Here is a 14236-nt window from a genome sequence, read left to right as displayed (position 1 = left end):
CCATCATCCCGCACCCGTTTCCTTTCTGAATGCTATGAACAGGAAGCCGGGCTCGCTCATCGCCTCTCTCCCCAGATATTCAAAGCCCGAGTGCCCGCTCAGGAATCTCAGGGACCCTTCATCGGGAATGACCGAATATTCTCCGGCATAGGAGGCATTGATACCGCCCCAGCGCGACCTGAACCGGTCCTCTCTCCACTCGCCGCCATCGGTGACCTGCATGGCGAAAACCCCGCCTTCCACAAGGATTTCGAAGGCGTGGCGGAACACCTCACGAGGATGATGGAAGCGCTCGAAGACCTTGTTCATCCAGAGAAGGGTATAGTGCTTCTCCGTGCGGAAATCGAGAAAAGTTGCGCGGTCAATTCCCTCAGTCTCCCATCCCCGGCGCTGCAGCTCATCGAGGGTGTGCCCTGCGCCGGTCCCGACCTCAAGGGCGCGGGCGCCGGGCCCGAAAAATTTCTCGTGGAGGAGCTTGCCTATTCTCCTGAGCCTGCGCTCGATACCCATGAGAAGAGATTTATCAGGGGAGTTTTCAACTCTTTGTGCCGGCTCCTCGACCTCCCTGTCAGTATAAAATGCCCCGCATTGAGAGCATTCATAGTAGCAGACGGTCTTCTTCCTGCAGATATAATAGCGTGACCCCGAGGTGCAGACCGGGCATGGCCGCGCCGGAGGGGGGACAAAGGGAAGGGCCATGGGGCTTTGCTCACCCCTCATCATCGAGGCGAATTCCTGATAGATGGATTCTGCGGTCAGCTTTTCCAGGCACCGCGAAAATCCTGAGATGTCGTGGTACCTGCACCGTCTCTTTCCATGCTGGAAACAGGGTCCGCAGGGCACATCAACCTGCATGCACCGTGCATTCCGGTAATATCTCATCCTGAGATCACCGTCAAAGCTATAGAAAATCCCCAGGGAAGGCTTTTCAAAGCACGCCGCCAGGTGTATCCCGCATGAATCAGGGCCGACAAGAGCCGCAGCCTCTCTGATAAGAAGCGCGGTGGTCCTGATGGTCACCTTCTCGGGATCAATGAAAAAGAGTTCATGGCTGCCGTTGTACCCCTGCTGTACCTCGGCCCTTACCCCGCAGGGGCAGTTAACCTTAATCTCCCTGATTCTCTCTGCCGGCCTGGCGAGATTTCTCCTGCCGCATGCGCTGCATCTGTAGATCACTTTCCTTGCCAGGTCGCCGCCACCGAAAAGAATCACCTTGTAGCCGTCTGCCGCTATCCTCTCTGCAAGGTCAAGAAGGGTCATAAGGGGGATAGTGCGCACATTCGACGAGGCATCATACTGCATCATGACATACCTGTCGCCGGGCCTGATTCCCCACGAGGCAAGAAGCGCATCGGCACCAGCCTGCTCATGATCAAGAAAGTGCATTTCGGGCTTCTTCTGGTGATTCTCAAGCTCAATCCCCGCCCATTCTGCAGAGACATCATAGACATTCGTCAGCTCGCACTCGGGGAATATGGTGACCATGCCGTCGTAGTTGATGATGTCATCATAGTGCTCAATTTCATCGAGTTGCACAATGTCATCGATCTGTGGAATTTCATCACGATCGGGCAAGTCTTTGTCAATCCTTACCTCTGACACCCAGGGATTGCCCTCAAGAACCATGGCGCCCTTCCTGCCCGTCAACACTGCCTGAGTGATGCCTGGATATTTTTCTGCAAGGGCTTTGAACAGGGGTGTAAGAAAGAGCATATCGCCAAATGCGCTGTGGTGTATATGAAGCACCTTCTTCAGGCCGGCAGGCCTGGTGCTTCTCCCGCCCCATCCGGGTGGCGTGATGTCTCTCCACCCCAGCCGCCTGAAGAGGTGCCACCAGTACTGCTTGAAGACCAGGACCTTGCCATCGATAACCTGGTGGCCATAAAAGTTCCCCTTCTCATGTGTCCCCCTGGGAGCTATGAGCAGATACATGCGATTACTCCTCTTTTTCCAGGAAATAGCAGTGGGGATCCTCGGCCATGTAGTCACCGGTGGCGGCATGGGCCCTCCCGCGGCAGCCTCCACATATCTCATGCATTGTGCACTCCCCACAGCGGCCTTTCAGGAGCTTTCTTGAGCGAAGGTCCCTGAAAAGGGACGCCTGGCGCCAGATTTCGTGAAAGGGTCTCTCCCTTACGTTGCCTGCTGAGACTTCCACAAAGGGGCAGGGCCACACTTCCCCGTCAGCCTTTATATATACAAAGCCCCTCCCCGCGGTGCATCCATGGAAAAAGGGCCGGGCCAGGCGCAGCTTCCCCGGGGAGGGTTCTCCCCGCCCGTCAAGAAGGAGAGGCCAGTACTGCGGCGATGCGACAGGTTCTATGACCATGAGGGCTTTCTTCTGGGCTTTCTTTATGATCTCTCCCACCTGCCTGTTTTCCTCCTTTGAGAGTGCGAGTGATCCGAGAGCGCTCCCGCGGCCCACCTCCACGAGCTGGTAGACAAGCATGATATCGGCGCCAAGGGTGGACACCATGGCGATGGTCCTCTCAAGATCGCCCAGGTTGTGCCTCGTGGCGGTAAAATTCACCTGGAGGACCATCGCCTCCTTTTTCGCGTGGGCCATCCCCTCGAGGGCCCTGTCATAGGCATCGGGAAGGCTCCTTATGTGGTTGTGCACTTCGGCATCGCAGGAGTCCAGGCTTATTGCCATCCCCCGCACACCGGCCTTCCTGAGCTCCCGGGCCTTACCCCTGTCAAGAAGCATCCCGTTGCTCGCGATGACGATTGAAAGTCCCCGCCTCGTACCGTAACGGCAGAGCTCCAGCAGATCGCTCCTCACAAGGGGCTCTCCCCCCGTGAACACGAGCATCCTGAACTCGCGGACTTTCACGATCTCGTCGATGAGGGCCAGTCCCTCCGCGGTGGTGAGCTCCCCTTCCATGGGCTCACCCGATGAGGCATGGCAATGGATGCACCGTGAGTTGCAGGCTGTCGTTATCTCCCACACAGGGTGGGCAGGGTAGCCGATGCAGCCCATGCCATAAGCTCCTGCCGCCACCGGGAGGGTGCGCACCCCCCCCGAGGCGATCCACCTGGGAAGTCCCCGCCAGCCCGTCGTGCGGGCGAGAAGGAGAGCGCTCCCGAGCTGCCGGAGCACGAGGGTGGGGGGCAGGTAAAGGGGGAGGGCCCTGCGGGGGCCAACCTTCCCTACCTGATGAGGGCGGCTGCGATGAGGGCTGCCGAGAGCCCCAGGTTGATCACGATGGTCTTCGCGCATATCCTTTCTAGGTTCTCCCTGCGGCGCCAGTCTCCTCTTGCCACCTCGAGGGTCGTCGCCACCGAGAGCAGCAGAAAGGGGAGCCCGGCATAGAGGGCTGTAAACGATGGCCAGGCCACGGCAATGAGGATATATGATATCCAGGCTCCTAGAGAAGCGAGCATGTAAAACACTGCGGACTTTTCCTTCCCAAAGCGCACGACGAGGGTTTTTTTCCCGTCCTCCATGTCGGCGGGATAGTCGGGAAACTCGTTGATGAGGATCACGTTGAAAATGGTAAAGCCTATGGGGAATGAGACAAGGGTGACGAAAGGAGTGATGATACCCGTCTGGAGGTAATATGACGTGGCGACGGTGAGCCACCCATAGCAGATCCCTATCAGGATCTCTCCCACACCCCGGGCAGACCACCTGATGGGCCTGGTGGAATAGAAATAGCCGCAGACTATCCCGAAAGCTCCCATCGGGATAGTGAGGGGGCCGGTTCTGTATACGAGCTGGATCACGATCCCTATCGCCGCCGCGGCGCCAAGGCTGACTATGGAAGCTACAAGGGGATAGTGGCGGGGCATGATACCTTTCTGCAGCACGCCCGAGCCTCCCGAGAAGCGGTTCTTCTCCATCTTCCCGGAAAGGGTATCGACATCGTAGTCATAGTACTCCCCTGCGAGATACGTCGCTGCCATGATGAGGATGACGGCAAGGGTCCCCCAGAGAATGACAGGCCAGTTGAAGGCTCCCGTTTCGCGCCATGCGAGGACTGAGCCCAGGATAAAGGGGAAAACGCCCACGGTGTGAAAGGGGAGGCGCGCAAGGGCCGCCCAGTCTTGCAGTGTCCCAGCCTTCATCGTTACTCCAGCAGGATGATAAAGAGGAGGGGGTACCTCCCCCCTCCTCTCAGGTCTTTTCCTGAAACTCCCTCAGGCCATCGCTTTTTCCAGGGCTGCCCTGCGGCGAGACGCGAAAGCATTGAGGCCGGCGAAGTATGCTTCCTCGTCGAGAATTTCCTCGATGCGCAGAAGCCTGTTATATTTGCAGATGCGATCTGTACGGGAGGCCGACCCGGTTTTGATCTGCCCCGTGTTCATTGCCACGACTACGTCAGCGATGGTGGTGTCCTCGGTCTCACCCGAGCGGTGGGAAACCACCGCTGTGTAAGACGCCTGCTTGGCCATCTCGATGCACCGGAGTGTTTCGGTGAGGGTGCCTATCTGGTTGAGCTTGATGAGAATGGAGTTTGCCACCCCGAGGCCGATGCCCTTGATAAGGCGCTCCGTGTTGGTGACGAAGAGATCGTCGCCGACGATCTGGATCTTGTGGCCCAGTTTATCCGTCATGAGCTTCCAGCCGTCCCAGTCATCTTCAGCAAGGCCGTCCTCGATGGAGAGGATAGGGTACTTTTGAACCCACTTCCCATAGAGCTCCACCATCTCGGCCGACGTGAGAGTCTCCTTGGTGCTCTTATTGAAGACGTACTTCCCGTTCTCAAAGAACTCCGAGGCGGCGGGGTCCAGGGCGATGAAGATGTCTTCGCCAGGCTTGTAGCCTGCCTTCTCGATGCCCTGCAGGATGAACTCAAGGGCTTCCTCGTTTGACTTGACGTGGGGCGCGAAGCCTCCCTCGTCGCCCACTGCCGTATTGAGGCCCTTGTCCGAGAGCACCTTCTTGAGGCTGTGGAAGGTCTCGGCGCCCATGCGGAGCGCCTCGGAGAAGGATTTGGCACCTGCCGGCACTATCATGAACTCCTGCATGTCGGCGTTGTTGTCAGCGTGCTTTCCACCGTTCAGCACGTTCATCATGGGGACCGGGAGCGTGTGTGCATAAACGCCGCCTATGTGCTGGAAGAGCTCCAGGCCCAACTCGTCCGCCGCTGCTTTCGCCGCCGCGAGGGAGACACCAAGGATGGCATTGGCGCCGAGCTTCCCCTTGTTGGGCGTGCCGTCAAGCTTTATCATCAGGCTGTCTATTTCCATCTGGCGGAGAGCATCATACCCCACGATCTCCGGGGCTATGATCTCGTTTACGTTCTCGACGGCCTTGTGTACGGATTTTCCCAGGTAGTCCTTTTTGTCGCCGTCTCTCAGCTCCACTGCCTCGTGGGCGCCCGTAGAAGCACCTGAGGGCACTGCAGCCCTGCCCATTATCCCGCTGGCGAGGTACACATCCACCTCTACGGTCGGATTTCCCCGCGAGTCAAGAATCTGGCGCGCTCTTACTGCTTCAATTTCAGACATGATTCCACCTTCTTTCTCTTTTAGTGCAAAAACCGGTGTCCCGGTATTGTTGCCAGGCTCATTCCCCCTTCTGCAGGTCGCCGCTGCTGTCAGCGGGAGCACGGAGGGCATGCTCTGCCTCGATGCCTGCGCATCCTGCCGCTTCAACGGCATAATAGAGGATCCGTGCCAACCTTTTCTCTGTGCCGGGGGAATCTCTGAGGTCTCTCCTGAGCGCCTTGAGCTCTTCCTCAAGCGCGCTCAGATTCTTTTCGAGAGAATGAGCCTTTTTCCCTTCTTTGTCAGGAGAGCGCCGCGCGGCGCCCCCCTTTTTCTTCTTCTCGTCTTCTTTGATCTCGTTCCACTGGCGCACTACATCCTGCGAAGAGGTGACGGTGCTCTCGCCGAACACGTGAGGGTGCCTCCTTACAAGCTTGCGGGATATGCCCGAGATGACCTCTTCTATGGTGAACTCCCGGGCTTCCCGGGCAATCTGGCTGTGAAAGACTATCTGGAGCATCACGTCACCGAGCTCCTCGCAGAGGGACGCCATATCTCCGGCCTCGATGGCCTCAAGTGCCTCCCGGGTCTCTTCCAGGAAGTAAGGCATGAGGGTACGGTGGTCCTGCTCACGGTCCCAGGGGCAGCCCTTCTCGCCCCGGAGTGCTGCCATGATTTTTACCAGTTCGTCGAATTCTCTCATCGTCTGTTCCTTTCTTATCCTGATGCTCATTATATGCCAGCAGGTGCCTTCTCTTTTCCTTCTTATTCTCACAGAGCATGCCAGACGGCATCATCATATCTATTCTCTCCCCGGCAGATCCTTCCTTGGAGGTCATTTGACTTTTTCATGGGCGTCATGTATTATTGAGGGAAATTGCACGGATCCAATCAGGGAAAATAATGAGGGAGGCACCATGAGGCTCAAGCGTTTGATGGTCGCCCTGCGCAAGCTTGACAGGAAAATTGTCTCGCTTGCCGTTGAGCTTCCCGAGAAAAAATACCGCATCGGCCTGATGATGCTTGTGGTGGCACTCATTGCGGCCTGCGCCCTCATACTTCACCTTACCAGGAGAGATCTCCACTTTGATCTCTTTTTTATACCCCTTATGGCAGGCTGCCTTTTTTTCAGGCTCCGGGGCTTTTATTTCTTTCCCCTGGCCCTTCTCGCGTTCCACCTGGCCTCTATCCGCCCGGAGATGACCTTTATAGACTATGTCCTGAAGGACTTTATAGAGGTTATCAAGTGGTCACTGCTGTCGCTCATCGTGGTCCTCGCCGTGAACAAGTTCGTGGACGTGAAGAAATTCGAGGAGCGCATGAAGCGCGACGTGGACCTGGCCAAGGCTCTCCAGAAAACTCTTCTCTCAAAGGCTTTTGACCTCGAGAGGATAAGGGTCCTGGGCTATATCCACCAGTGCATGGAAGTGGGCGGCGACTTTTATTATTTCCGCCCTTTCAAGAAAAAGCACGTCGTGCTCGCCATAGGCGACGTAATGGGGAAAGGTATCCCGGCATCTCTTGTAATGGCGGTGATTATGAGCTTTTTCTACGAATGGGGTAAGAAGAGTTACTCTCCCGCCTTCATCCTGGACAAGATCAACAGGAGGCTCATTGACCTCTGGGGCGAGGGCTCCTGGTACAGCACCATGTTTTACTCGATTCTCGACGAAGAGACAAGGGAGCTCACCTATTCGAATGCAGGCCATCAGAAGGGCATTATCATAAGGGGGAGCGGCTCCATCGAGCTTCTCGAAGCCGAGGGCTTTCCCGTAGGTGTCTTTTCCGCCAATCAGTGGCTTGAAAAGAAGACAGTGCTCTTCCCGGGCGACAAAGTGATCCTGTTCACCGACGGAGTGAGCGAAGCGAGGAGCCCCGAAGGGCAGCTCTTCTCCTTCCCGCGGCTTCTCGACAGGATCAAGGAGGCCAGGGACTCCTCCCTCGAGGATATCCTGGAGCATATCCTGGAAGATGTAAAAAGGCACTCGGGGACGTTCTTTGAATCAGACGACGTAGCCCTTGTCATGATGGAAGTGAAGGGGAAGAGCCCGCAGCCTTCCTGAAGGCGGCAAGAAACCTTATCAGCTTCGCTGTCCACTCCTCTTTATCCAGCAGGCCCACGAGGGTGAGCCTGTTGTTTCTGAGCTCCATGGCGGTGCCGGTGGCGCGGAGCGCCCTGAGCGCCTCGGCGCTGAACCCCTCGAAAAACGGCATGAGCATGAAGACATCGCAGCCCTCATGGCTGATTTTCGGGATTCTCATCGAAATGAGAAGGGATTTCACCACAAGGAGCGCCAGCATGTTCCGCGCTTCGGGAGGCAGGGGGCCGAAGCGGTCGCGGAGCTCCTCTTCAATGGAGGCTGCCTCCTCGGCCGTGGTGAGGGCTGACATGCGGCGGTACAGAGTGATTTTCTGGCGGTCATCCGGCACATAGTCCCCGGGGAGATACGCAGAGAGGGGGAGCTCAATCGAGGGGCCTCCCTCCTCTTTGCGGGGCTTTTCACCTTTCAGCTCCTTGACGGCGTCGTCCAGGAGCCTGCAGTAAAGGTCAAAACCGACGGCTCTCACGAAGCCGTGCTGCTCCGTCCCCAGGATATTCCCTGCGCCCCTGAGCTCCAGGTCCCTCATGGCGATATGGAATCCGGCGCCGAGGTCAGAGAAGTCCTTGAGGGTTTCCATCCGCTTTCTGGCCATGTCGCCAAGCTTCCTGTGGGCGGGATAGAGCAGGTACGCATAGGCCTGCCGGTGCGAGCGGCCTACCCTTCCCCTGAGCTGGTAAAGCTGGGCAAGCCCGAATCCGTAAGCATTGTTGATTATGATGGTATTCACATTGGAGATGTCAATGCCGCTCTCGATGATGGTCGTGCAGACAAGGACATCGCAGGCCCTGTCCAGGAAGCCTTTCATTATCCTCTCCAGGTCCTCCTCGCTCATCTGCCCATGGGCAGTGGCCACGCGGGCTCCCGGGACAAGCTTCTCTATGGCGCTTGCCATCTGGGCTATCCCCCTTATCCTGTTGTGGATAAAATACACCTGCCCCCCCCTCTCAATCTCTCTCGATACGGCGCCTTTTATCACCTCGTGGCGGAACGGGAGAAGGAAGGTCTTCACCGGAAGCCTGTTTTCAGGCGGCGTGGTGATGAGGGACATGTCCCTGATGCCCGAGAGGGCGAAGGAGAGCGTCCTGGGGATGGGTGTCGCCGAGAGGGTGATGACATCCACGTGGCTCCGGAGCTCCTTGAGCCTCTCCTTGTGAAGGACGCCGAAATGCTGCTCCTCGTCGATAATCACAAGGCCCAGGGATTTGAACTGCACGTCTTCCGAAAGGAGCCTGTGGGTCCCGATGATGATGTCGAGGCTTCCCTCCCTGAGGGAGTCGATGATGGCCTTCTGTTCCCCGGCGCTCCTGAAGCGGCTGAGCATCTCTACTTTCATGGGGAAAGGCGCAAGCCTCTCGGAGAAAGTCGTGTAGTGCTGATCGGCCAGTATGGTGGTGGGTACCAGGAGGGCCACCTGCTTCCCGTCCATGACCGCCTTGAAGGCGCTCCTCAGCGCCACCTCGGTCTTGCCGTACCCCGCGTCGCCGCAGATGAGCCTGTCCATGGGGCGGATCTTTTCCATGTCATGCTTTACCTCTTCCACTGCCTTGAGCTGATCGGGCGTCTCCTCGTAGGGGAAGCTGCTTTCCAGCTCGCCCTGCCATGGCATGTCAGGCGAGAAGGCAAAGCCTTCCAGGGCGTCTCTTCTTGCGTAGAGCTCCACGAGCTTTTTTGCGATTTCCTCCACTTCATGCCGAATCTTGGCCCTTGTATTCTTCCATTCCTTGCCTCCCAGGTAGGAGAGGGAGGGAGTCTTTTCCTCGAGACCGGTAAACCTGTGGATCTGCTCCATCTGGTCAACGGGAACAAAGAGCATGTCGCCCTTCGCATACTCCAGGGCCAGGAATTCCTTGGCATGGTCTTTTATCGTGAGCGTTCTGAGGCCCCTGTAAACCCCGATGCCATGGAGCACATGGACCACAAAGTCGCCGGGCGTGAGATCCTCGAGCTTTACCGGGATGTACCGCTTCTCAGCGGCGATGAAATGGGCGCTCCGCTTTGTGCCCAGGATCTCCCTGTCGGTGAGGACCGTCCAGCCTGGCTCAAAAAAGAATCCCTCGTCGAGAGAGCCATGGACGAGGCTCACGAAGCCTGCACCGGGCTCCGCTTCATCAGCGGCGGCGATTCCCTCTTGCGCCAGCACATCCCTGAGCCTGGCATCCTGGGTGCTTATCACGATGACCTGGTGACCCTGGGCCCTTTTCTCCCTGAGGAAGAGGGAAAAATCCTCGAGCTTCCGGTAGAAGGGCGAGAGGGTCGCCGTGGCAAAGTGGATCTCCTCCTCGTGGCCCCAGGACGAGAGGCTTATCAATTTTCTGTCTTTGAAAGAAGTGTCAGCGGCCTCGGCAGGCGTTTCTCCGTGCTCGTAGGCCTGGAGGGCAAGCTGCGAAGGCTCGTCCAGGATGAGCCAGGAGCTCAGGGGAAGATAATCCAGAAGAGTTGAACTCTCTCTTGTACCCGAAAGGGAGAGTATTCTCACCGAGGGCGCCTCCCCGGCCGATCGCTGCGTGGCGACGTCTATCCCTCTGATGGATTCAACCTCATCGCCCCAGAATTCGAGCCTTACGGGAACACCTGTGGCGGGGTACATGTCCAGAATGCAGCCGCGGAGAGAGAACTCCCCCCTTTTCTCCACGAGGGCACTCCTTTCGTATCCTCTTTCCACGAGGTGCTCACAAAGACGGGAGGGGGATATGACCTGGTTTTTCACGACGCTTAAGGCGCCCTGCCTGAGGTTCTCCATAGTCTCTATCTTTTTCAGGAGGGCTGAAAGCGGGGTGATGAGGAAGATCTCCTCCCTCTGCGAGAGCTTTTCCAGCACGGGAAGCCAGAGGGCCGTGGCGCCGCCGGAGAGATCCTCCCCTTCATCATCGTTGATTTCAGGCATGAGAGCTATCCTGCCTGCCATGGCGGGGGGGGTAAAGAAATGGAGGGCGTGGTAAAAGCGCTCAGCCTTCTCGCTGTCGGAAGTGACCAGATATGAGGGAAGGGGCAGCTCCGCCAGCAGAAGAGCCATGAAAAGGGGCTTTGCCGGGGGAACGATCCCTGAAACGGCGCAGCTTGTTCCCTTTTCAATCGAGCTCCCCAGGCTCCTGAAAGCTTGAAGTGCCCTGATATCGTTAAAATCTGATGAATGGACCATGGAAACCACCTTGACCATTATATCGTTCCCTCTCCAATGAGTCAACGGGAGTCCCTCCATGGGGGCGGGAGGGAAAGGATTAAAAGTGAACTTGAAGAATGAATATTGATCGATTCTATCGAGGAGAACAAAGTGCCGATGGATGCGGGAAACCAGTCGAGGGGTTCTGCAGGGCTTGTATGGTACCTTTTTGGCTTCAGGTTTCTTGCTCTCATGCTGGGCCTTTTTCTCACCAACCTGAATACTCCCGATGCAAGCCCCCATCTTGTCACGCTTCCTTCCATATTCCCCGGAATGGGTCCCGCCGGCGGCCCCCAGGGCCCTCTCTGGATTGTCACGGCATTCCTGTTCTTCTATCATTTCTGCGCGGCCATCTATGCCTTCAGGTGCAGTGAGAAGAAATTCTACGTGTACCTTCTCATTTTCTCCGACCTTGTCACGGGCCTCATCACCAATGTGTTTCTGGGCTCGGCCTATATGCTGCTGGGCTTCGTGCTCCCCGCCCTTGAGGCGGCCCTTTTCCTGGGCAACTCGGCTTTTCTTTTCGCCGTGCTGCTTCCCGGCTTCATCTATGGTGTGCTTGTCGCCGGGGAAATGGTGAGCATCACTTCAACGTCAGTGAATCTCCATATTGATCTTGCCCAGGAAGGCGCGGCAAAGAAAGTGGTCCTGAAATATTGCGTTGACATGCTGAAGTACGTCGTGATGGTCGGCGTGATGCTCCTCTGGATCTTCAAGACTGCCGTCGGTCTCGAGGAGGAGATCGCCGAAACGAAACGCATCGCCCAGGAAGAAAAGAATATGATCATTGAAGACAGCCAGAATGATAAAAAGCATATCCAGGGCCTGTCAAATGCCCTTACAGAGAAGGAAAACGAGGGCGACGATCTCAAGAACAAGCTTAAAGAGAGCAAAGAAGAGCTTGAGAAGATGTACAAGAAGTTCCACGAGCAGAAAAACCAGGCCACTGCCCAGACGGAGCTCTACAAGGAGAAAGAGAAGGAGATGACGCTCATCTTTGAAAAGCGCCTGAAAGAGGGGGAAAAGGACGTTGAGGGCATTAAAAAGAAACTGGCAAAGATCCAGGCCCTCCTGGATGCCTCGATGGAGCTCAACAAGAGCCTTAATCCTGAAGAGGCCTATATGTCAATCGTCGAGCACCTGCTGAAGATAATCCCCGCCCAGACCTGTATTCTCTTCATGCTCGAGTCCATGGAGGGTCAGCCCGAAATATTTGCCGAAGTGGCTTACAGCCCTTACTCCGATTTTTTCCGCAACTTCAGCCTCAGGCTCGGTGAAGGCCTTCCCGGCTGGGTCGCAGAGAAGCAGAAGCCTGTAAAGATTGATTCGGGATCGGTCCTCATCGACGGGGCTGAGCTCCAGACCCTTCTCACCTATGAAAAGAGCGCCCTGGTTGCCCCTATCCTTTACGAGGAGGAGATTCTGGGCGTTCTCTACCTCGGGAGACCCGATAATTATGCCTTCACCATAGAGAACCTGGAATTCGTCGTGAGCTTCGCCAATATTGCCGCGGTAACCCTCCAGAACGCCCAGCTCTTCCAGAAGACCATCGCGGGAGGCATGTATGACGATATCACGGGCCTTTACAATGCCATTTACTTCAACGAGCGCTTCAGTGAGGAGATAAAGAGAAGCCAGCGTTATGAAGCCCTCCTCTCCCTCACCCTCATCGATATTGATAATTTTACCAGGATAAACGAGGAATATGGAACGGAATCAGGCGACAAATTACTCAAGGAGGTCGCCGAGATAATCAAGGCCCACACCAGGGAGACTGATGTAGTGGCACGCATTCAGAGCGACGAGTTTGCCGTGCTTCTTCTGCAGTCCGACAAGTCGAGCGCCGTGCTGATCAGCGAGCGCATCAGGATGGCTTTCGAGATGAGAAGCATGGCAAGGGCGAAGAAATCCAAGATTCATTCCAGCCTCTCCATAGGGGTGGCAAATTTCCCTGTTGACGCGAAAAACAAGGAAGATCTTATCGCAAAGGTGGAGGAAGCCCTTCAGCAGGCAAAAAACAAGGGCGGCAACAATACGTCCTATCCTTCGGGCTAGCGTGAGTGGCGGAGCATCCCGGGGAAGAGTTAATTGACCGCCATGGCGATTTCTGGTAAGATTGATATGGAGCGATGCCTCTCAAGGATTACTGATGAAAAAACACCCTGGCGTCAATCTCTTGAATTATCCCCCGAGAAAGCGGCAGCTTATCCTGGGAGCCGTGCTTCTGGTGTTCCTTTTGATGTGGCTCGTGAGCGCCGTTACTACAGGCATCGCCGTCCAGGGAAAGATCCTCTGCTTCGGCGGGGGAGTGAAGATGGTCCGCACGGAATGGCAGGACTGGAAAAAGGTGCAGAACAAGCTTATCATTGACTGGGGGATTCACAATATTAAGGAGGGGGATATCATCAGCACTACAGGCGCCCAGAGAACCGTAATTCTCTTCAAGGACGCCATATCTCTCCGCCTCGCCCCTGAGACCTCCATTGAATTCAGAAGGGTCAGGAAAAGGACTGACAGCCTCACCAGAGTCATTGAATACTTCAAAGGAAAGACACCGGTGCTCCTCCCCCTGGAGATTGAAATATTTCTTACCAGGGGGAGGCTGTGGGTCGATAAATCGGAATTTGCTCACATGAGGATCAAGACAAACGAGGCGCTGATATATCCCGGCCGCTCTTCGATGGAAGTGCTGCTCACTGCTGACGGCACCACCAAAGTAGGCAACTACAGGGGAAACGTCTATGTGGCCCTCTCCAAATATCCGGGCTTCAAGGCGAGGGTTTTCCCCGGCCAGCGCTACATCATCAAGAACAGGAAATTCACCTCCATTGCCATGGTGGAGTTCCGCAAGAGCGACAGCTGGCAGAACTGGAATTTTGCCCTGAGCTATATCACTCCCCCTGACGGCGTGACCCGGTACAATTCGCACGAGGCTCCCGCAGCGACGGTGGCGGTGAACAGCTCCGGTGGTGAAAAAAATACGCATTCAAAAGGCCAGGGGAAACAGGTGGCCGTCAATGACCGGTATTCCTTTGAGCGCTGGGTGAAGGAGAAGACCAGGGGGGGGCATGACCCCTATCCCAAGTATAGCCCGGCCCTCTCGGAGATGAAGCAGTATTCCTATCTTCTCTTCCCTCAGGCGCCCGGCGCGAAAGGAGCCTCAGGGAAACAGGGTGAAGATGGTGAGGAGAGCGCTCCGCCCCCTCCCCCTTCTCTCGGCCCCGGCGGAATATCAAGTCTTCTTGCTTCCGAGAGCTACTCGGGGTCATCCTTCACCCCCGTGTGGGGGAAAGCGGATGGCGGATCGGCTTCGTCATCGGCATCTACCCCGGTGTCCAAGGGCTCATCGCATTCAGGCGGTTCGGACAAGTCATCGGTCAAACAATGGTTCCCCTTTGTGGACAAGGACGACTCGGGCCCGCCGCCTCCTCCCTCGCTTGAAACCATGGAATAGCGCCTTTGCTCTCAAGCTTCCTGCTCTCCCCGAAGGGTTCAGCTGAAGGATTACCGCAACATATAATGAATATATACCTGTGTATAG

General features: G+C 56.4%; 9 protein-coding genes. 3 read left to right on the top strand and 6 right to left on the bottom strand.

Annotation, left to right across the window (positions count from 1 at the left end):
- Positions 1–3: 3 nt before the first annotated feature.
- From RDV48_28745 to RDV48_28725, 5 genes are all read right to left on the bottom strand, one after another.
- Positions 4–1932, bottom strand: a complete 1929-nt coding sequence (locus tag RDV48_28745) for a methyltransferase domain-containing protein (GenBank protein ID MDQ7826821.1) — start codon at positions 1930–1932, stop codon at positions 4–6.
- A gap of 4 nt (positions 1933–1936) precedes the next feature.
- Complete coding sequence (locus RDV48_28740; GenBank protein MDQ7826820.1) at positions 1937–3220, bottom strand: radical SAM protein; 1284 nt, start codon at positions 3218–3220, stop codon at positions 1937–1939.
- Positions 3151–4068, bottom strand: a complete 918-nt coding sequence (locus RDV48_28735; protein ID MDQ7826819.1) for a prenyltransferase — start codon at positions 4066–4068, stop codon at positions 3151–3153. Before RDV48_28735 ends, RDV48_28740 begins: the two co-directional genes overlap by 70 nt.
- Positions 4069–4140: 72 nt before the next feature.
- Complete coding sequence (gene eno, locus RDV48_28730) at positions 4141–5454, bottom strand: phosphopyruvate hydratase (protein MDQ7826818.1); 1314 nt, start codon at positions 5452–5454, stop codon at positions 4141–4143.
- 58 nt (positions 5455–5512) lie between these two features.
- Positions 5513–6136: a MazG family protein gene (locus RDV48_28725; GenBank protein ID MDQ7826817.1), complete on the bottom strand. Its 624-nt coding sequence runs from the start codon at positions 6134–6136 to the stop codon at positions 5513–5515.
- A 214-nt stretch (positions 6137–6350) separates the two neighbouring features.
- Here RDV48_28725 and RDV48_28720 point away from each other — a divergent pair, with 214 nt between their 5' ends.
- Complete coding sequence (locus tag RDV48_28720; protein ID MDQ7826816.1) at positions 6351–7496, top strand: PP2C family protein-serine/threonine phosphatase; 1146 nt, start codon at positions 6351–6353, stop codon at positions 7494–7496.
- Here the strand turns inward: RDV48_28720 and mfd are convergent.
- Positions 7456–10674, bottom strand: coding sequence for a transcription-repair coupling factor (mfd, locus tag RDV48_28715; protein ID MDQ7826815.1), 3219 nt, complete (start codon positions 10672–10674; stop codon positions 7456–7458). The genes RDV48_28720 and mfd overlap by 41 nt on opposite strands.
- A 138-nt stretch (positions 10675–10812) precedes the next feature.
- Here mfd and RDV48_28710 point away from each other — a divergent pair, with 138 nt between their 5' ends.
- Together RDV48_28710 and RDV48_28705 are read left to right on the top strand one after the other, a co-directional pair.
- Positions 10813–12750 carry a diguanylate cyclase gene (locus tag RDV48_28710; protein MDQ7826814.1) on the top strand — a complete coding sequence of 646 codons (1938 nt, stop codon included), beginning with the start codon at positions 10813–10815 and terminating at the stop codon, positions 12748–12750.
- Positions 12751–12844: 94 nt separating this feature from the next.
- Positions 12845–14149, top strand: a complete 1305-nt coding sequence (locus tag RDV48_28705; GenBank protein ID MDQ7826813.1) for a hypothetical protein — start codon at positions 12845–12847, stop codon at positions 14147–14149.
- Positions 14150–14236: the final 87 nt, after the last annotated feature.

This window comes from Candidatus Eremiobacterota bacterium, assembly GCA_031082125.1.
In the GTDB taxonomy this organism is placed as follows: Bacteria; Vulcanimicrobiota; CADAWZ01; order CADAWZ01; family Ess09-12; genus Ess09-12.
The sequence above is the reverse complement of the archived record's forward strand: the minus strand, read 5'-3'. Positions and strand labels throughout refer to the sequence as shown.